Genomic DNA, 16,931 nt, shown 5'->3' on the forward strand with positions numbered 1-16,931 from the left:
GGCCCCGTGGGCAGTAACTCTCAGGATTCATTCCTGTTCAGTCAGCGGTCGGATCCCGGACCTGCGGGCCGGCGCTGATCGGTACGGGTATGACCCCTTTCCAATAGGGACGATCGAGCCGTCGACGCCGGGGGCGGCCCGAGCAGCCGGGAAAGGGCGGGCAGTAGTCTGGCGTGAAGAGTCGGGTTCCACTTAGCAGGAGGCACAACGGCGGTGGCGAGTGTCGCTGAGGTCAAAGCGGCTGTGGACGCTGCACTGCAGCAGGTCTCCGAGGGCCAGCAGGCCGTCCAGGCCGCCCGCGAGAAACTGGGCGAGGCGCAGCAGAGCCTGGCCGCCGCGCTCGACGGCAGCGGGAACGACGCGGTGAGCACCGCGCACGCCTCGCTGTCGCAGGCCGACCAGTCGCTCGAGGATTGCCTGAGCGCGACGCTGCAGGCGATCGATCAGGCGCAGACCTACACGGCGCAGCTCTGACGAGATGTCACTGATCCAGGACCTCGGCGCCCAGCTCCGCGCGACCTCGGAGGAGCTGCCCACCGGCCAGCTCACCGTCGCGCTCGAGAAGCTGCGCAGCGCCACCGAACTGCTGATGTGGGTGCGCGAGACCTCGGTCGACCCGGTCGGCGTGCCGCAGCTGGGCAACGCCACCGAGCACGCCGAGCGGGCCGCCGCCGCGTTGCGCCTGGCGCAGGATTCGATCGCCCGCTACCTGGCGAGCATCGGCCTGACCGGGGACGCCGCCGCACCGCCCGACCGGGACTGGAAGGCCGGCCTCGAGCAGCCCGACCGGGCGCAGCCGGAGGAGTCGGAGGCCGCTCCCCCGCCCGAGCAGCTGGGTCCGTGGTGGCAGAAGCGCGTCGCCCAGCTGACCGGGGAACCGGCGCCCGAACAGCGCGACGGCGAGAAGGGCCCGGACACCGCCGAGCTGCTGCGGCGGGTCGCCTCGGGCGTACGGGCCGGCGACCGCGCCCGTCTCGGGCGGGAGCTGCACGGGGTCAACGCCTCGACCGGCCTGGCCCTCTCGGCGGTCAGCTCGCCGGTGCTGAGCCGCCTCGCCGGCGACCTGCTCGGCCACGAGCCCCGGCCCGAGGACGTTCCCCGGTTGCGCTCGGCGGCCGAGGGCCGGGTCAAGTCGCTGCTGCCCGGCACCTCCCCGGCCGTGCTGGAAACCCTGATCGCCCGCATCTGCCGGGTCCCCACGCAGGGCGCTCCGAACACCCCGGCGACCCATCCGGCCGACAGCGCGGTCACCGCCGGCGTTCTCACCGGCGTGCTGCTGGCGCGCCTCGGCCGCGACGCCGGCACGCTCGACGCTTCCGCGCCCGACCCGGTGCGCCGCCCCACCGAGGCTCCCGACCAGCGATGAGGTCCCTGATCACGACTGCCGACGGGCCCCGCCATGCCTGACTCGACCTCGCAGCAGGTGATGGACATCCGAGCCGGGCTGTCGCACGCCCTCGGTGCGGCATCCACCGCCCTCGACGCGGCGCGCGCCGGCTACACCCGGGCCGTCGACCGTCTGCGCCGGGTCACCGAGGCGGCCGAGGCGCGCCGGCACAAGGTGGCCGCGGCCCGCGACACGCGCCTGGCCGAGATCGACGAGCAACACAAGACCGACCTCGCGGCGTACGCCGAGGCCGCCGCGGCCGCGGCCGACCGGGCGGCCCCGGGCGCGGCCGGCGACCCCTGGGACGACTGGCAGCCCACCCCGCTCGACCGGGCGGCCGAGCTGCGGATCGGCCGGCTGCTGCTGCCGCACCCCGAGGACGTGCCGGCCCTGGTGCCGCTGCTCGACCGCGGTCACGTGGTGGTGCGCGGCGACCGGGCGGCCGGCGACGAGGTGGTCGCCGGGCTGCTGCTGCGGGCCCTGGGCACGGCGCCGCCCGGAGGGGTGCAGATCATCGGGTACGACCCCGAGCACCTCGGCGGCGGGCTGGCCCGGTTCGCCTCGCTGGCCCCGGTCAACGTGCTCACCTTCGTCGGGCCGGGCGGGCTGGGCTCGCTGCTCGACGACCTCACCGGCCAGGTGCGCCGGATCAACGAGACGGTGCTGGCGGGCGAGTACACGTCGCTGCGCGAGCTGAACGTGGCCACTCACCGGCGGCCCGAGCCGTGGCGCATCGCCGTGCTGCTCGGCGCCGGGGACCTCAGCCGGGCCGAGCAGGCGCAACTCGTGCGGCTGCTGCGCACCGGCGCGGCGTGCGGCGTCCACCTGGTGATCCAGGGGTTGCCGGTGCCGGCCACCGAGGGCGTCGAGTTCATCACGGCTGCCCCCGGCGACCGGGCCCACATGAGCAGTGCCGGCGCTCTGCCCGTACGGCTGGACGGGGGCCCGCCGCAGCCGGTGGTCGCCGCGACCTGTCGCCGGATCGCCGAGGCCGTCGCCGCCGGCCCCGCGCCGGTGGCCCTCGACAGCCTGTTGCCGCAGGTGGAATGGCAGGAGAACTCGGCCGCCGGGCTGACCGCGCCGCTCGGCGACAGCCCCCTGGGCGTGCCCGTGCCGGTGACCTTGTCGGACTATCCGCCGCACGCCCTGATCGCCGGGCCCTCGGGCACGGGCAAGACCAACCTCATCTACGCCTGGATGGGCGCGCTGGCCGCTCGCTACTCCCCCGCCGAGCTGGCCTTCTACCTGCTCGACTTCAAGGAGGGCGTGTCGTTCGCCCGGTTCGCGCCGGGCCGCCGCGACCAGACCTGGCTGCCGCACGTGCGGCTGGTCGGCGTGAATGTCAACACCGACCGCGAGTTCGGGCTGGCGTTGCTGCGCTTCCTGGGCGAAGAGCTGCGCCGCCGGGCCGACGCGGCCAAACGGTACGAGGTGACCAACCTGGCCGAGCTGCGCGCCGAGGACCCGGAGGGCTCGTGGCCACGGATCGTCGCCGTCATCGACGAGTTCCAGGTGCTGCTCTCGGGCCGCGACGCGGTCGAGAAGGAAGCCGTCGACCTGCTCGAAGACCTCGCCCGCCGGGGCCGCTCGCAGGGCATCCACATGATCCTGGCCAGCCAGGACGTGTCCGGCATCGAGGCCCTGTGGGGGCGGCCGGCCCTGGTCGCGCAGTTCTCGCTGCGCATCGCGCTGCCCCGGGCCCGCCGGGTGCTGGCCGAGCAGAACACGGCGGCGGAGTCGCTGCCCCGCTACCACGCGGTGGTCAACGCCGACTCGGGCGCGGTCGAGGCCAACCGGGTCGTCCGGGTGCCGGCCGCCGGCGACCGGGAGCGGTGGAACGCGTTGCAGCACCGGCTGTGGCGGCGCCGGCCCGACGACCGGCCGCCGCGGTTGTTCGACGGTGACGTCGTGCCGCGACTGGCCGACAGCCCCGACTTCCGGCGGCTGGCGCCGGCGGAACAGATGCCGGCCCCGGTGGTGCTGCTGGGCGAAACGATCGATGTGGAGGCCCGCTCGGCGCGTACGGTGTTGCGCCGCGCCCCCGGGCGCAACCTGGCCGTGCTGGGCACCCGCACCGAGGAGGCGTGCGCGGTGCTCGCCACGGCCGCGCTGTCGCTGGCCGCGCAGTTCCCGCCCGAGGGCGCCCGCTACTCGATCCTGTGCCTCGACCCCGACGCCCGGCCCGCCGCGGCCGCGCTCTGCGCCCAGCTGCCCGACTGCGGCTGGTACGAGCACGACAACGCCGACTGGGTGCTCGAGGACGCCGCGGCCGAGTCGGAGGCGTCCTGGCCCGCCGACCGTCCGCACTTCCTGCTGATCTACGCGGCCGACGGGCTGCCCGGCGGCAAGAGCGCGGCCGACCAGCTGCGGACGATCCTGCGGCAGGGGCCGGAACGGCGCATCCACGTGCTGGGCTGGTGGCGGGGCGCGGCCCTGCTGCGCGAGGCGCTGGGCGGCCCGGCGTCGCGCACCGACCCGATCGGCTCGTGGGTGGCGCTGGACGTGCACGGCAGCGAGCTGGCCCCGTTCTACCCGGGCACGACCACGCCGACCTGGTATCCACGGCCGTGGCGGGCCCTGCACTTCGACCGCTCGGTGCACCGCGGGGCCGCGGTCATCATTCCGTACGGAGTGACCTGATGAACGAGAGTGGACTGCGACCGGCCGACTTCGCCACGGCCGACTACCGCAGCGTGCTGCGGCGGCTCACCACTCTGGACGACGAGGCGGCCACCCAGCGGGCCGAGGCCGTCCGCTGGCACGACGGCCGGCTCGCCGCGGCCGACCAAGCGGTCGAAGAGGCGGGCCGGGCCGTCCAGGAGGCGAAGCGGGCTGTCGCGGCCGCCCAGCGCACGGTCGAAGAGGTCGACGCCCGCGCGGCCGGGCTCTGGTCGGAGTACGTGCACAAGGTCGGCCCGGTCGCCGAGCGCTACGGCCGGATGATGCCGCCCGCCTCGATCCCCCGCCAGCGCAGCGACCGGGACGCCGCCGACTACCTCGACGAGGTGGCCACGAAGGTGAAGTACACCGCGCCGGCCCGGCCCATCACCGGCGGCGTGAAGCTGCTGTTCACCGTCTTCGGCTTCCTGGGCGGGGTGGCCGGCGCGATCCTCAACCACGTGCTGCGCCAGGCCGGCGACACCACCACGGACGGCACCTGGCAGGACGCGTTACCCGTGCTGGCACTGCTGGCCCTGCTGGCCTGCCCGGTGCTGGCCGTCGTCGCCGCCAAGCGGGTGGCCGACCGCCGTGGCAGCGGGCTGGACGCCACGACGGTCGCCACCGTGCTGATCACCGGCCTGGTCACGGCCGGCCTGCTGGTCGCCGGCCTGCGCACCGTCTAGCGCGCCGGGACGACGAGGGCCTCGTTGAGCAGGCGCCGGGCCAGCACCAGGCGGTCGGCGGCGTCGTCGAGGGGCAGGTCGCCGACCGGCAGCGGCTCGCCGGCCAGCGCGACACGCAGGGCCGGGGCGCAGTAGGACGGGAAACGTATCGTGCGGCCGACCAGGCGCAGCACGACGTGCTCGGGGCCGTCGTCGGCCAGGCTCCAGCGCAGGCCCTCACGGACGCGGATCTCGTCGCCGGCGTCGAGGCCGGCGGCGAAGTCGAGCTGGGCCAGCGGGCTGACCGGCTCGGGGCGGGCCGACGGCCAGTCGCGGGCACGCAGGCGGGCGGCCACCTCGGAGGGCTCCACCGTGGTCAGCCAGTCGCGCAGGGCCTCGACCGTCTCGGTCAGCTCGGGCTCGATCGCGTCGGGGTCGGCCACGTCCACCGCGTACGGCAGGGTGCCCCGCAGCCGGGCGTCGTCCGCGGCCAGGGCCAGCAGCTCCTCGACCAGCGCGTAGCGGGTCAGGGCCCGCACCCCGATCGTCAGGTGCAGCGAGCGGGCACCCAGCGCCTCGGCCGAGTGCAGCCAGCCACGGGGCAGGTAGAGGGCGTCGCCCGGGGCGAGCACCACGTCCAGGTCGGGTTCGCCCTGCGCGGTCGCCGACACCTCGTCGGCCCGGCCGCCCCACGCCTGCTTCTCGAGCGGGTCGGCCAGGACGGGCTCGTGCAGGCGCCAGCGCTTGGTGCCGTCGACCTGGAGCACGAACACGTCGTGGGTGTCGTAGTGGGTGCTGAAGCCCTGACTGCCGGGCGGGGTCAGGTACGCGTTGACCTGCAACGGGCGGCGCAGCTCGGCGCCGAGGCGGCGGCTGTAGTCGATCAGGGGCGGCCAGAGGCGGTGCAGGCCCTGCAGCACGAGGGTCGCGCCCTGGGCGTACAGCTGCATGACCTGGTCGTCGAGGACCTGGTCGGTGATCTCGGCGCCCGCCCCGCCACCGCCGGTGAAGCGGTCCGCGGGCAGCACCTTGCCCTGCTGGGCGACCCGCAGGAACGGGGTGCGCAGGCCGCGCCGGCTCAGCAGCTCGTCGACGGCGTCCGGGGAGAGAAGGTCGGCGAAGCCGTCGGGCCCGGCCAGCTCGCCGGCGCGGGACAGCAGCGGCGCCTTGCCCCAGTACCCGGCGGCGAACTTGCCGGGCTCCACGGCCACGGCACGGGACAGCGCCGGGCGGGAGCCGCCCGGCGCCTCGTTCGTCGTGCCGGACATTGTCAGGACGCGGTGCCGTCGGCGCCGCCGTCGGTCCCACCGGGGTTCGCGCCGCCGTCAGCCGGGCCCTCGCCCGCGCTGCCGTCCGCTCCGCCGTCGTGGCCCTGCGGGTTCGCGCCGCCGTCGGCCGGGCCCTCGCCCGCGCTGCCGTCGGCGCCGCCGTCGTGCCCACCCGGGTTCGCGCCGCCGTCGGCCGGACCCTCACCGGCGCCGGGGCCCGAGGTCGAGGTGATGTCGTTGTCGCTCAGAGACATGGAAACTCCTTCTTCGGTGGAGGACAGCGACCGCGTGGTACCCGGTGATCAACCGGTCTAACCCGGTGTGACCGGGGTATCCCGGGGGGATGCTGCGGATCGGGACGTCGGGCTGGCAGTACCGCGACTGGCGGCCGGGGCGGGGCGGGGACGACACCGGCTACCTGTATCCGGACGGGCTGCCCCAGCGGCTGTGGCTGGAGCACTACGCCGAACGCTTCGCGACCGTGGAGGTCAACAACGCGTTCTACCGGCTGCCGGAGCGTTCGACCTTCGAGCAGTGGCGGCAGCGCACCCCGGACGACTTCTGTGTGGCGGTGAAGATGAGCCGCTACCTGACCCACATCAAGCGCCTGAAGGAGCCGCAGGAGCCGGTGGCACGGTTCTTCGAACGGGCGACCGCGCTCGGCGACAAGCTGGGGCCGGTGCTGCTGCAACTGCCGCCGAACCTGAAAGCCGATCTGGGCGCGCTCGACGAGACGCTGAGCCTGTTCCCGGACGGTGTCCGGGTCGCGGTGGAGCCACGGCACGACACGTGGTGGACCGAGGACTGCCGGCGGCTGCTCGCGAAGCACGGGGCGGCGCTGTGCTGGGCCGACCGGCTGAGCCGGCCCGTCACTCCCCGGTGGGACACCGCCGACTTCGTCTACCTGCGGCTGCATGAGGGGCGGGCGCAACCGTGGCCGCGCTACGGACGGACTGCGCTCCGGTCGTGGGCGGAGCGTCTGGCCTGCGTACGGGATGCTTTCGTGTTCTTCAACAACGACCCCGGAGGCGCGGCGGTCATCGACGCCGGCGTGCTGGCCGCCGCCGCCGAGCGGCGGGGCCTGGCGATCACCCGGGTGCCCCGCCTTAAGGTGAGACCGTGCGCAACATCGAGCTGAACGGCCGGACGCCCGACCTCGCCGAGATTCACCGGCTCGCCTCGGTCAACTACGGCCACTTCACGTCGATGCAGGTCCGCGACAGGTCCGTGCGCGGCCTGGGGCTGCACTTCGCCCGCCTGGCCGACGCCAACGAGGAGTTCTTCGGCTGGCGGGCCGAGCTCGATGACGAGCACCGGCTGCGCGAGCTGATCCTGCGGGCGCTGGGCGACGCCCGGGACGCCTCGGTACGGGTGTCCTACGTGCCCGGCGCCGACCCGGCCGGCCCGCCCGACGTGGTGGTGGCCGTGTCCGAGCCGGCCTCCGACGAGCCGTCCCCGCCGCTGCGGGTGCGCATCGACCCCGACTTCCGGCGCGAGTGGCCCGAGCACAAGCACTCCGCCACGATGAGCCTGTTCCGCGCGCAGCGGCTGGCCCGGTCGGCCGGCTACGACGACGCGCTGTCGGTCGGCCCCGACCGGCTGGTGCGCGAGGGCACGGTCTGGAACGTCGCGTTCTTCACCGGCGATCAGGTGATCTGGCCGCAGGCGCCGATGCTGCGGGGCGTCACCATGGTGCTGTTGCAGATCGCGTTGACCATGCGGGGCGTGCCGTGGACGATGCGTCCGGTGCCCATGTCCGAGCTGCTGGACTTCACCGCCGCGGTCGCCGTCAACTCGCGCATCGTCCGGCAGGAGATCGCCTCGATCGACGACCTGACCTATTCGGCCGGCGACAAGCTGGCCGAGCTGCTGGGCGAGGCGTACGCCTCGGTCCCCTACGACGCCCTCTAGCATTTAGAGCTCCAGCAGGCTCAGCATCTCGGTCGCGTTGCGCTGGGCGTAATCCCGGTAGCAGTTGTTGAAGAGCACGTGCGTGGTGTCGGCGTCGTCGGCCAGCGCGCGCAGGCGCGGCGCCCACTCGGACAGCTCCCGGCGCGAGTACTCGTACCCGAACTTCTCGTGGATGTCCTTGCTCGTCCACTTGTCGCTGTGGCCGTGGAAGCGCACGACGGCCAGCCCCGAGGTGGCGGCCAGCACGGGCGGCACCGACGACTTGTGGCCCTGCGGCATGTCGACGCCAACGAAGCCGAGCTTGTGGGCGCGCAGGAAGTCGAGCGTCTCGTTCTGGTTGGCGCCGTCGAACCAGGAGGCGTTGCGGAACTCGAAGACCGGGACGATCGGCTTGCACCGGGCGGCCACCTCGAGCACGTAGTCCTTGTTGGAGCGGCGGATGCCGAACCACGGCGGGAACTGGAAGAGGACCGCGCCGAGCTTGCCGGCCTCGGCGAGCGGGTCGAGCGCCGCGAGGAAACGGCTCCAAACCTCCTCGTACGACTGCGCGGGCAGGTCGCCGGGGTAGACGTTCTTCTTGTCGGTCTCGGGCCGCAGATCCTTGTAGATCGCCGAGACCCGGGTCGGGTGGCCGGTCAGCAGGCTGAACGCCTTGATGTTGAAGGTGAAGCCGGCCGGCGTCCGCTCGGCCCAGAGTCGGGTCGTCTGCTCGGCGGGCGGGCCGTAGTACGTCGAGTCCACCTCGACCACCCGGTACTGCCGGGCGTAGTAGGCCAGCCGCTTCTCGGGGTTGTCGGCGCTTGCCGGGTACCAGCCCGAGTCGAGCAGGGTCTTGTCGGTCCAGGACGCCGTGCCCACGTCGATCGTGCCCATGTACTGCACGCTAACGCTGATACGGCGGGTCCGCCGCGATCAGGCGGCGGACCCGGACGTCTCGGGGTAGCGGGCGGGTCAGCCGGCTCGGCGCTCGCGATTCTGCTTGCAGTTGACGCACGTGGTGGCGGACGGGAAGATCTCGAGCCGCTCCCACGGGATCGGGTTGTGGCAGGCCTCGCAGTTGCCGTACGTGCCCTCGTCGAGGCGCGCCATGGCGTGCTCAGCCTGGGTGCGCCGGTCGAGCAGAGTGCGCAGCAGCGAGGTCGCCGCGTCGCGCTCGGCCGTCTTGGAGCCGCTGTCGGCCTGGTCGTCGCCGGCGGAGTCGCCGATCTCGACCAGCCGGAGGTTGTGGTTCTCGACCACAGCCGCCTCGTACTCGCTGTTCAGGTCGTTGAACCGGCTGCGCAGGACGGCCCGGATCTGGTCGATCTCCTCCGGCGTACGCCCCTTCGCGGCACTCTTGCCCGTGATGACCGCTTGATTGACGAGCATGCGCTCCCTGCCCTTCCTCTGCCCCTGCCGGTGGTGCCCCCGAAGCCGACGCCAACGCACCGTGGTGCCGCCTGATACCCACCGCCGAAGATCCCAAACGGGGCCTCCGCTGAAAAAGTAACCGGAGCATAACTGTCAGTGGTGGGTTCCGCTACAGACTCGCTTCATGAACGTTCGAGGACCATCGCCGGACGACGTGGATCATCGACGCGCAGGACCACGTCGGCCAACGAGGCGGGCCCCACCTCCTCGGCGTACCGGCCGAAAGCGGGCAGCGTCCAGGCGTCCTCGGCGGGGGTCCGGCGGAGCAGCGCGGCGGCCGACATCTCGAGGTGCACCGTGACATCGAAGGCGAGCCCGCCACCGAGCAGAAGGGGGCCGCTGACCAGCAGAATCGCGCCCGCCGGAAGCTCGGCGTAGGACTCACGGACGGCCCGGTCGGCGGTGGCGTCCCAAAGCCGCGCGAGCACCCGCCCGGAGCCGCCGGGACCGGCCGGATCGAGCACCTCGCGGGCCAGGCCGGCCTCGTCGAACCAGCCCTGGTAGTACGAGTCCGGGTCGTTGCGGCCGAATTCCAGGCGCAGTGACGCGGGTCGCAGGAAGTCGGCCGCGTCTATCCGCATGGCGGGACGGCCCCGGGCCCGCAGCGGGCCGACCAGGGCATCGCCCAGCGCCCCCGGGCCGGTCGCCGGGGCGCCGTCGAAGGCGACCCGGAGGTAACTGTCGGATTCCCGACTTGTCAGCAGATCGGCAAGCTCCTCGACGAGGACGTCGGTGGAGATGGGGCGGACACGCACCCGTCGACGTTACTCGTTGGACTTGATCACGACGTGGGCGTCGTCGGAGAGGCGGTAGCCGACACCGTAGACGGTGGTGATCAGCGGCGCCGTGCCGCCGAGCTTGAGGCGCAGACGCCGCACGTGCACGTCGACGGTGCGCTCGCCGGTGTGGTCGTAGCCCCAGACGCCGGTCAGCAGCTGCGCGCGGGTGAAGACGCGGCGCGGGCGCTCGGCCAGGAAGAGCAGCAGGTCGAACTCGAGGCGGGTCAGCGGCAGCGGCTGACCGTCGACGATCACCTGGCGGGTGCCGGTGAGCAGCCGCACCTCGGGACCGGCGGCCAGGTCGGCTTCGCGCGGCGCCAGGTCGCCCGCGGCCGCGTCGCCCGCGGACATCTCGCCCGGCGCGGCGGCGGCCTCCATGGTGACCGTGCCGTGGCTGACCTCGACCAGCTCGCGGACGGCCTCGATGAGCTTGTGGGCCTGCGGCGAGATGGAGTCACCGGTCAGCGGGATCGCGACGGTGACGGTCAGGGCGGGTTCCGACGGGCGACGGGCGGCAGCGGAGCCGCGGCCCGGTCCGGTGGCATGTCTGGCGAGCCGTGGTGAAAGCGCACTGGCCGGCATTTAGTTGATCCCCCTGAAAGCTGGCGCACCTGAATAGGCGTGTCGGTAATCGAATACGTCCGATCACCCTCCGTAAAGCCGCGGATGATATTTCCGCCAGGGGAGTTGCGGGGTCAACCCGTCAACCACACTGTGGGAAAATCGTTCCACCGCGGAAAATGCATTCCGGTAACAGATTCTGTCAGACTGATTACGCGTTGCCGAACGCATGGCGTGTCGGCCATATCAACCGAGAACAGCGTTTCCGCTGCTCGCGGCCCCTATCACGACACGATCTCGGTGGCATTCTGAGACGAGCGACACACGATTCTTCGTTGCCGGTGCAAAAAGAATCCGGGCGTTCCCGAAGGAACGCCCGGATGACAGTTGCCCTTTGTTACTCGCTCCGGCCGACCAGCCGGCGACCGACGGCGGCGATGAGCCGATCGAGTTCCGAACCGAACGGGTTGTCGTGCACGAGGTACGTCCACGTGGCGCTGGGCCGGACGATCTTGGCGCGGTCGGGCTCCCAGCCCTCGCTGAAGTCGGTCTCCTCGAAGGTCTCGATGGTCCGCTTCTCGATCTCGAGCAGCACCTTCTGGAACGCTGGCACGGCGGCCCGGTGGAACTCGTCGAGCGGGTCGAGCTTGCCCAGCGCGCGCAGGTGCACGCCCTCACGCACCTCGGACAGCTCGGCCAGGTGCTCCACCCACAGCCGGTCGAGGTGGAACAGCGCGATGGCCCGCGCCGCGTCGGAGAGCACGTCCTCGTCGAGTTCCTTGGCCTTCTCGGGCGACCGCTCCAGCAGCATGATCGCGGCGACCTCGGACGTGAGCAGACGCTCGCGGCGCTCGGCCATCGCCACCCGCTGCTGCTCGATCACCACGCTGTAGCGCCAGGTGTTGCGGTGGATCTCGTGGTTGACGCCCTCGGCCACCCGCTGGGCGTGCTCGACCGCGTAGTCGACCTGCTCGTCGTGGACGACGCCGTCCATGTCCATCCGCGGCGAGGCGGGCAGGATGTCGCCGGCGTGCCGGGTGACCAGCTCGTCCTCGAGGCTGACGAAGAAGACCGAGCCACCGGGATCGCCCTGGCGGCCGGCCCGGCCGCGCAGCTGGTCGTCGACGCGGCGGCTGTCGTGGCGGCCCGCGCCGATGACGTAGAGGCCGCCGAGCTCGACCACCGCGTCCCGGTCGGCCTCGTCGCTGCCGCCGAGGCGGATGTCGACACCGCGGCCGGCCATCTGGGTCGAGACGGTCACCGCGGCCAGCGCGCCCGCCTCGGCGATGATCCGGGCCTCCTCGGCGTCGTTCTTGGCGTTCAGCACGTTCGACGGCACGCCGACCGCGGCCAGCTGCTTGGCCAGCAGCTCGGACGCCTTCACGTCGAGGGTGCCCACGAGCACCGGCCGGCCCTTCTCGTGCGCGATCTTGATTTCTTCGACCAGCGCCTCGTCGCGCGTCTCGTGCGCCGAGTAGATGCGGTCGGGCTCGTCGTCGCGGATGTTCTCGGCGTTCGACGGGATGACCGCGACCTCGAGCTTGAAGTATTCGCGGAGTTGCTCGCCGACGTGCACCGCGGTGGCGGTCATGCCGCAGACCGTCTTGTAGAGCGCGATGTACGCCTGCACAGTGATCGTGTCGAGGACCTCGCCCTCGGCGGTGGCGGTCAGGCCCTCCTTCGCCTCCACAGCGGCCTGCAGGCCGTCGGGCCAGCGGCGCCGCTGGGCGACCCGGCCGCGCATCTCGTCGATCAGCTCGACCGAGCCGTTGCGCACGATGTAGTCGACATCGCGCCGCAACAGGGCCTCGGCGTGCAGGGCCACGTTGACCGCGGACAGCTGCTGCACCTGGTCGTCGGCGTAGAGGTCGATGCCGAGCTGCTCCTCCATCTTCTTGAGCCCGGCCTCGGTGAACGCCACGCTGCGGCCGTCCTCGGCCACCTCGTAGTCCTTGCCCGCCTTGAGCTCGCGTACCAGCTCGGCCGCGTCGTGCACCGGGTCGGCCTCGGTGGCGATGCTGCCGGCCAGCACCATCGGCACGCGGGCCTCGTCGATCAGGATCGAGTCGGCCTCGTCGACGATCGCCGTGGCCAGCTCGCGCTGCACCCGGTCTTCCACGTCGGTGACCAGCTGGTCGCGCAGGTAGTCGAAGCCGGCCTCGCTGACCGAGACGTACGTGACGTCGGCCAGGTAGGCCTCGCGGCGCTCCTCGTGGGTCGACGTCTCGGTGACCCAGCCGACGCTGAGGCCGAGCAGCTTGTAGACCGGCTGCATCCACTCGGCGTCGCGGCGGGCCAGATAGTCGTTGACGGTCAGGACGTGCACCGGGCCGTTGCCCAGGCGGACGTGCCCGTAGGCGGCGACGACCGCGGTGAGCGTCTTGCCCTCACCGGTGGCCATCTCGGCGACCTTGGCCGAGAGCAGGGCCATCGCGCCCAGCAGCTGGACGTCGTACGGCCGCTGCTCGAGGGCCCGGCGGGCCGCCTCGCGACCGACGGCGCAGATCTCGGTGAAGTCGGACGCCTCGCCGGCCGCCGCGGTCAGCGCCTCGTCGTCCAGCTCGCGCAGCGCTTCCTCACGCGCGTCGATGGCCGGCAGACGCTTGCTGAACGGCGCGAGGTCGACCGTCGTGCCCGGACGCTGCAAAAACTTGCGGAACCGGCTCTTCAGCCGCTGCGACACACCCATGGCGCGCAACGGTACTTCATTTCCCTGAGTGGTTGGTCACGACTGTCGGTGCTCGACGCGTTTGTGTCGGTGTCCGGCCGGGCACGTTGAGCCGGCAGATCGTGTAGTGAAGGAGGCAGGGTGCCGAGTCAGCTCGTGTGCCGGCCGGAACGGGGCTTCCCGGTGGCCGCGCTGCGCGTCCGCGGCACCCTCGATCAGGTCACCGGGGACGCGCTCCAGCAGGCCGTGCGACTGCGCCTGGCCGACCAGCCGACGGTGCTGCTGCTCGACGTGGCCGGGCTGCGCATCGGGGACCCGGTGGGCCTGTCCGCGCTGAGCGCGACCGTGTGCGAGGCCCAGGAGTGGCCGGACGTGCCGGTCGTGCTGTGCGGCGCCGACCGGCCGACCCTGACCATGATCACGGACGCGCCCGACTGCGCGGGACTGCGGTACGCCGACGACTTCACGGCCGCGGTGGCGGCGGCCCGCGCCGAGACCGTCCCGCCGCGCATCCGGGTGCGGATGCGCCCGGTGCCCGACGCCTGCCGCCAGGTGCGCCACCTGGTCACCCAGGCCTGCACGGCCTGGCAACGATCCGGGCTGACCGCGACCGCGACGCTGATCGCCACGGAACTGGTCGCCAACGTCGTGCGGCACGCGCACACCACCATGGACTTCACCCTGCGCCCGCTGCAGGGCGGCCGGCTGGGCATGACCGTGCGGGACCACAGCCGGCGGATGCCCAAACCCAGCGACGCGGGCCTGTCCGACCCGGGCGGCCGCGGCCTGCGGCTCGTGCGCGACCTGACCGATGCCTGGGGTGTGCTGCCGGTGACCGACGGCAAGGTCGTCTGGACCCGGCTGTGCGCGGACGCCTTCTGACCCCTGGCGCATCGGCGGCGGTGCGCCACCAGGTGCGATAACGTCTGCCTGTGCAGCCGACGGACCCGGAATTCGAAGCGCTCCTCGCCTATCTCAAAGAGGCGCGTGGCTTCGACTTCACCGGGTACAAACGGTCGAGCCTCATCCGCCGGGTCAACCGGCGGATGAGCCAGGTCGACATCTCCGACTACCAGGAGTACGTGGACTATCTGCAGGTCCACCCGGACGAGTTCACCGCGCTGTTCAACACCATCCTGATCAACGTCACGGGCTTCTTCCGCGACCCCGAGGCCTGGGACTGCCTGAGCAAGGACGTGCTCGGGCCCATGATCGCGGCCAAGCCGACGGGCTCGCCGATCCGGGTCTGGTGCGCGGGCTGCGCGTCCGGCGAAGAGGCCTACACGCTGGCGATGGCGCTCTCCGAAGTGCTCGGTCTCGAGGCCTTCAAGGACCGGGTCAAGATCTACGCCACCGACGTCGACGACGAACAGCTCAACGAGGCGCGCCAGGCGACGTACGGCGAACGCGAGTTGGAGGCCGTGCCGCTCGAACTCGCCGAGCGCTACTTCGAGCCGTCGAACGGACGGTTCGCCTTCCGCAAGGACATGCGCCGGTCGGTCATCTTCGGCCGCAACGACCTCGTGCAGGACGCGCCGATCTCGCGCATCGACCTGCTGACCTGCCGGAACACGCTGATGTACCTGAACGCCGAGACCCAAGCCAAGATCCTCGGCCGGTTCCACTTCGCGCTGCGCGACGACGGCGTGCTCTTCCTCGGTAAGGCCGAGATGCTGCTCAGCCACACCAGCCTGTTCACACCGATCGACCTCAAGCGCCGGGTCTTCCGCCGGGTCCCCCGCCTCTACTCCCGCCCCGGCGTCGCCTTCGCCGACACGCCGCCGCCCGACGAGCCGCCGATGACCGGGATCGACGAGCTGCGCAAAGAGGCGTTCGCGTCGAGCCCGCTGGCGCAGCTCTCCCTCACCTCCGACGGGCTCGTCGCGCTCTCGAACCGGCAGCTCGACAAGTTGTTCGGGGTGTCGTCGCGCGACATCGGCCGGCCGTTCCGAGACCTCGAGCTGTCGTACCGCCCGGTCGAGCTGCGCCGCTACATCGAACAGGTGCAACTCGAACGACGGACGATGCGCATCGCCGACATCGACGTCCTGCACGGCGGCGACCGGCTCACCGTCGAGGTGCAGATCAGCCCCCTCGTGGGCGGCGACGGCAGCCTGCTCGGCGTCAACATCATCTTCCATGACGTGACCGCGGCCCGGCGGCTCAAGGACGAGCTCGAACAGGCCAACCAGCAACTCGAGGCCGCGTATGAGGAACTGCAGTCGACCAACGAGGAGCTCGAGACGACCAACGAGGAGCTCCAGTCGACGGTCGAGGAGCTGGAAACGACCAACGAGGAGCTCCAGTCCACCAACGAGGAACTCGAGACGATGGACGAGGAGCTCCAGTCCACCAACGACGAGCTCCAGAGCATCAACGACCAGCTGCGCGTCTCGAGCACCCAGCTCGACGAGGCCAACGACTTCCTCGAGACGGTGCTGACCAGCATGGAGGCGGGCGTCGCGGTGGTCGACCCCGACCTGCGCATCCGCATGTGGAACCGCCGGGCCGAAGACCTGTGGGGCCTGCGCTCGGCCGAGGTGATCGGCCAGCACTTCCTCAACCTCGACATCGGCCTGCCGATCGAACACCTGCAGCCGATCCTGCGGGCCGCGCTCGGCGCCGACGCGAGCGGCTCGGAGCTGCTGGTCGACGCGGTCAACCGGCGCGGCCGGACGATCTCGGTGCGGGTGGCGTGCACGCCGCTGCGGCGCCGGGAGAATGGCGCCCGGTCCGACGGAGCGATCATCGTGATGGAAGCTGGGGTGACAGAGACCGGCTCGGCGGAGCCGGTCTGACCCATCTGTTTGCGGGCCCGGTGAGCGGGTATGCGGGCCGGGCTCGGAGGCGCCAGGGAAGCGAAAAGGGGCGGTGCGAAATGCCCATCACGTACGAGGTCGGTGCCGACAACGGCGGCCTGATCGGCTCCGTCGCCGGTTCGCTGCGCCTGGTCGATGTCCCGTCGCTGCAGGTGAGCCTGCTCAAATCGCTCGCCGAACAGCCCGCCGCCCTACTGCTGGATCTCACCGCGCTCGACGTCGTCGACCCGCTGGCGCTCACGGTCTTCAATGCCGTCGCCCGGCAGGCGGCGCGCTGGCCCGGCACCCCCATTCTGCTTTACAGTCTCAAGCCGCTTACCAGTGAGCTCTTCGCCAAGCGCGTCTTCCACCAGCTGAGCATCGTCGACAGCCTGGACGCCGCGCGGGCCCAGCTGGCCACGGATCCGGAGAGCGGCCGGGCGTCGGTCTCCGACGAGCTGCTGCCGGTACGCGGCGCCGCCCGGCACGCCCGCGATCTGGCCACCGACGCCTGCCTGCGGTGGGACCTGCCTGGTCTCGCCGGGCCGGCCAGCCTGATCGCCAACGAGCTGGTCAGCAACGTGGTCGACCACGTGCACACGATGATGACCCTGCGGCTGTCATTGCGGCCGCGCTATCTCACTGTCGCGGTGCGGGACGGCTCGCCGGTGGAGGTGAAGCCGCCGGGAGAGGTGCCGTTGGACGCCCGGCGAGGGCGCGGGTTGCTGCTGGTCGACGCGACCGCGCACTCCTGGGGTTGCCTGCCCTCCGCTGACGGCAAAGTGGTGTGGGCCAGCCTGCGCCGCGCGGGCTGACCTGGCGGGCG

At 72.0% G+C, this 16,931-nt stretch carries 16 protein-coding genes; 9 read left to right on the plus strand and 7 right to left on the minus strand.

Going from position 1 to position 16,931, the window contains the following annotated elements:
- Positions 1 to 213 precede the first annotated feature (213 nt).
- From LXN57_RS08740 to LXN57_RS08755, 4 genes are read left to right on the plus strand one after another with little or no spacing between them, the layout of a single operon-like run.
- Positions 214 to 474 carry a hypothetical protein gene (locus LXN57_RS08740; protein ID WP_251797501.1) on the plus strand — a complete coding sequence of 87 codons (261 nt, stop codon included), beginning with the start codon at positions 214 to 216 and terminating at the stop codon, positions 472 to 474.
- A gap of 4 nt (positions 475 to 478) precedes the next feature.
- Positions 479 to 1,366, plus strand: coding sequence for a hypothetical protein (locus LXN57_RS08745; RefSeq protein WP_251797502.1), 888 nt, complete (start codon positions 479 to 481; stop codon positions 1,364 to 1,366).
- Positions 1,367 to 1,399: 33 nt separating this feature from the next.
- Positions 1,400 to 4,027, plus strand: a complete 2,628-nt coding sequence (locus LXN57_RS08750; protein ID WP_251797503.1) for an FtsK/SpoIIIE domain-containing protein — start codon at positions 1,400 to 1,402, stop codon at positions 4,025 to 4,027.
- On the plus strand, positions 4,027 to 4,731 hold the full coding sequence (locus LXN57_RS08755; RefSeq protein WP_251797504.1) for a hypothetical protein: 705 nt from the start codon (positions 4,027 to 4,029) through the stop codon (positions 4,729 to 4,731). The genes LXN57_RS08750 and LXN57_RS08755 overlap by 1 nt, the downstream gene beginning before the upstream one ends.
- Here LXN57_RS08755 and LXN57_RS08760 read toward each other — a convergent pair.
- Positions 4,728 to 5,978: a cupin domain-containing protein gene (locus tag LXN57_RS08760; RefSeq protein WP_251797505.1), complete on the minus strand. Its 1,251-nt coding sequence runs from the start codon at positions 5,976 to 5,978 to the stop codon at positions 4,728 to 4,730. The genes LXN57_RS08755 and LXN57_RS08760 overlap by 4 nt on opposite strands.
- A 2-nt stretch (positions 5,979 to 5,980) precedes the next feature.
- The gene (locus tag LXN57_RS08765; RefSeq protein ID WP_221379418.1) at positions 5,981 to 6,232 is read right to left on the minus strand and encodes a BatC protein; all 252 of its coding nucleotides are present in this window, start codon (positions 6,230 to 6,232) and stop codon (positions 5,981 to 5,983) included.
- Between the two features lie 89 nt (positions 6,233 to 6,321).
- Here LXN57_RS08765 and LXN57_RS08770 point away from each other — a divergent pair, with 89 nt between their 5' ends.
- Both LXN57_RS08770 and LXN57_RS08775 read left to right on the plus strand, forming a co-directional pair.
- On the plus strand, positions 6,322 to 7,116 hold the full coding sequence (locus LXN57_RS08770) for a DUF72 domain-containing protein (protein WP_251797506.1): 795 nt from the start codon (positions 6,322 to 6,324) through the stop codon (positions 7,114 to 7,116).
- Entirely contained in the window at positions 7,098 to 7,889 is a 792-nt protein-coding gene (locus LXN57_RS08775; RefSeq protein ID WP_251797507.1) for an aminotransferase class IV, read from the plus strand. Before LXN57_RS08770 ends, LXN57_RS08775 begins: the two co-directional genes overlap by 19 nt.
- A gap of 3 nt (positions 7,890 to 7,892) precedes the next feature.
- Here the strand turns inward: LXN57_RS08775 and LXN57_RS08780 are convergent, their stop codons facing one another.
- The 5 genes from LXN57_RS08780 to secA2 form a co-directional block, all read right to left on the minus strand.
- On the minus strand, positions 7,893 to 8,762 hold the full coding sequence (locus LXN57_RS08780; RefSeq protein ID WP_251797508.1) for a DUF72 domain-containing protein: 870 nt from the start codon (positions 8,760 to 8,762) through the stop codon (positions 7,893 to 7,895).
- A gap of 78 nt (positions 8,763 to 8,840) precedes the next feature.
- Positions 8,841 to 9,257, minus strand: a complete 417-nt coding sequence (locus LXN57_RS08785) for a TraR/DksA family transcriptional regulator (RefSeq protein WP_251797509.1) — start codon at positions 9,255 to 9,257, stop codon at positions 8,841 to 8,843.
- A gap of 164 nt (positions 9,258 to 9,421) precedes the next feature.
- Complete coding sequence (locus LXN57_RS08790; RefSeq protein WP_251797510.1) at positions 9,422 to 10,054, minus strand: nucleoside/nucleotide kinase family protein; 633 nt, start codon at positions 10,052 to 10,054, stop codon at positions 9,422 to 9,424.
- A gap of 9 nt (positions 10,055 to 10,063) precedes the next feature.
- Positions 10,064 to 10,660, minus strand: coding sequence for a winged helix-turn-helix domain-containing protein (locus LXN57_RS08795; RefSeq protein WP_251797511.1), 597 nt, complete (start codon positions 10,658 to 10,660; stop codon positions 10,064 to 10,066).
- A gap of 376 nt (positions 10,661 to 11,036) precedes the next feature.
- Complete coding sequence (secA2, locus tag LXN57_RS08800) at positions 11,037 to 13,328, minus strand: accessory Sec system translocase SecA2 (RefSeq protein WP_251797512.1); 2,292 nt, start codon at positions 13,326 to 13,328, stop codon at positions 11,037 to 11,039.
- Positions 13,329 to 13,448: 120 nt separating this feature from the next.
- Between secA2 and LXN57_RS08805 the strand changes: the two genes are divergently transcribed.
- The 3 genes from LXN57_RS08805 to LXN57_RS08815 all read left to right on the plus strand — a co-directional run bounded on the left by LXN57_RS08805 (position 13,449) and on the right by LXN57_RS08815 (position 16,920).
- Complete coding sequence (locus LXN57_RS08805) at positions 13,449 to 14,189, plus strand: ATP-binding protein (protein WP_251797513.1); 741 nt, start codon at positions 13,449 to 13,451, stop codon at positions 14,187 to 14,189.
- Positions 14,190 to 14,239: 50 nt separating this feature from the next.
- On the plus strand, positions 14,240 to 16,105 hold the full coding sequence (locus tag LXN57_RS08810; RefSeq protein WP_251797514.1) for a CheR family methyltransferase: 1,866 nt from the start codon (positions 14,240 to 14,242) through the stop codon (positions 16,103 to 16,105).
- Between the two features lie 80 nt (positions 16,106 to 16,185).
- Positions 16,186 to 16,920: an ATP-binding protein gene (locus LXN57_RS08815; protein ID WP_251797515.1), complete on the plus strand. Its 735-nt coding sequence runs from the start codon at positions 16,186 to 16,188 to the stop codon at positions 16,918 to 16,920.
- The last annotated feature ends 11 nt before the right edge of the window (positions 16,921 to 16,931 follow it).

The organism is Paractinoplanes hotanensis (assembly GCF_023717965.1).
Taxonomy (GTDB): domain Bacteria; phylum Actinomycetota; class Actinomycetes; order Mycobacteriales; family Micromonosporaceae; genus Actinoplanes; species Actinoplanes polyasparticus.

Bases quoted from the DNA above. Each gene is read 5' to 3' on its own strand.
- LXN57_RS08785 (WP_251797509.1), bottom strand. From the start codon at position 9,257: ATGCTCGTCAATCAAGCGGTCATCACGGGCAAGAGTGCCGCGAAGGGG.
- LXN57_RS08780 (WP_251797508.1), bottom strand. From the start codon at position 8,762: ATGGGCACGATCGACGTGGGCACGGCGTCCTGGACCGACAAGACCCTG.
- LXN57_RS08815 (WP_251797515.1), top strand. From the start codon at position 16,186: ATGCCCATCACGTACGAGGTCGGTGCCGACAACGGCGGCCTGATCGGC.
- LXN57_RS08765 (WP_221379418.1), bottom strand. From the start codon at position 6,232: ATGTCTCTGAGCGACAACGACATCACCTCGACCTCGGGCCCCGGCGCC.
- secA2 (WP_251797512.1), bottom strand. From the start codon at position 13,328: ATGGGTGTGTCGCAGCGGCTGAAGAGCCGGTTCCGCAAGTTTTTGCAG.
- LXN57_RS08770 (WP_251797506.1), top strand. From the start codon at position 6,322: ATGCTGCGGATCGGGACGTCGGGCTGGCAGTACCGCGACTGGCGGCCG.
- LXN57_RS08750 (WP_251797503.1), top strand. From the start codon at position 1,400: ATGCCTGACTCGACCTCGCAGCAGGTGATGGACATCCGAGCCGGGCTG.
- LXN57_RS08795 (WP_251797511.1), bottom strand. From the start codon at position 10,660: ATGCCGGCCAGTGCGCTTTCACCACGGCTCGCCAGACATGCCACCGGA.
- LXN57_RS08760 (WP_251797505.1), bottom strand. From the start codon at position 5,978: ATGTCCGGCACGACGAACGAGGCGCCGGGCGGCTCCCGCCCGGCGCTG.
- LXN57_RS08755 (WP_251797504.1), top strand. From the start codon at position 4,027: ATGAACGAGAGTGGACTGCGACCGGCCGACTTCGCCACGGCCGACTAC.
- LXN57_RS08745 (WP_251797502.1), top strand. From the start codon at position 479: ATGTCACTGATCCAGGACCTCGGCGCCCAGCTCCGCGCGACCTCGGAG.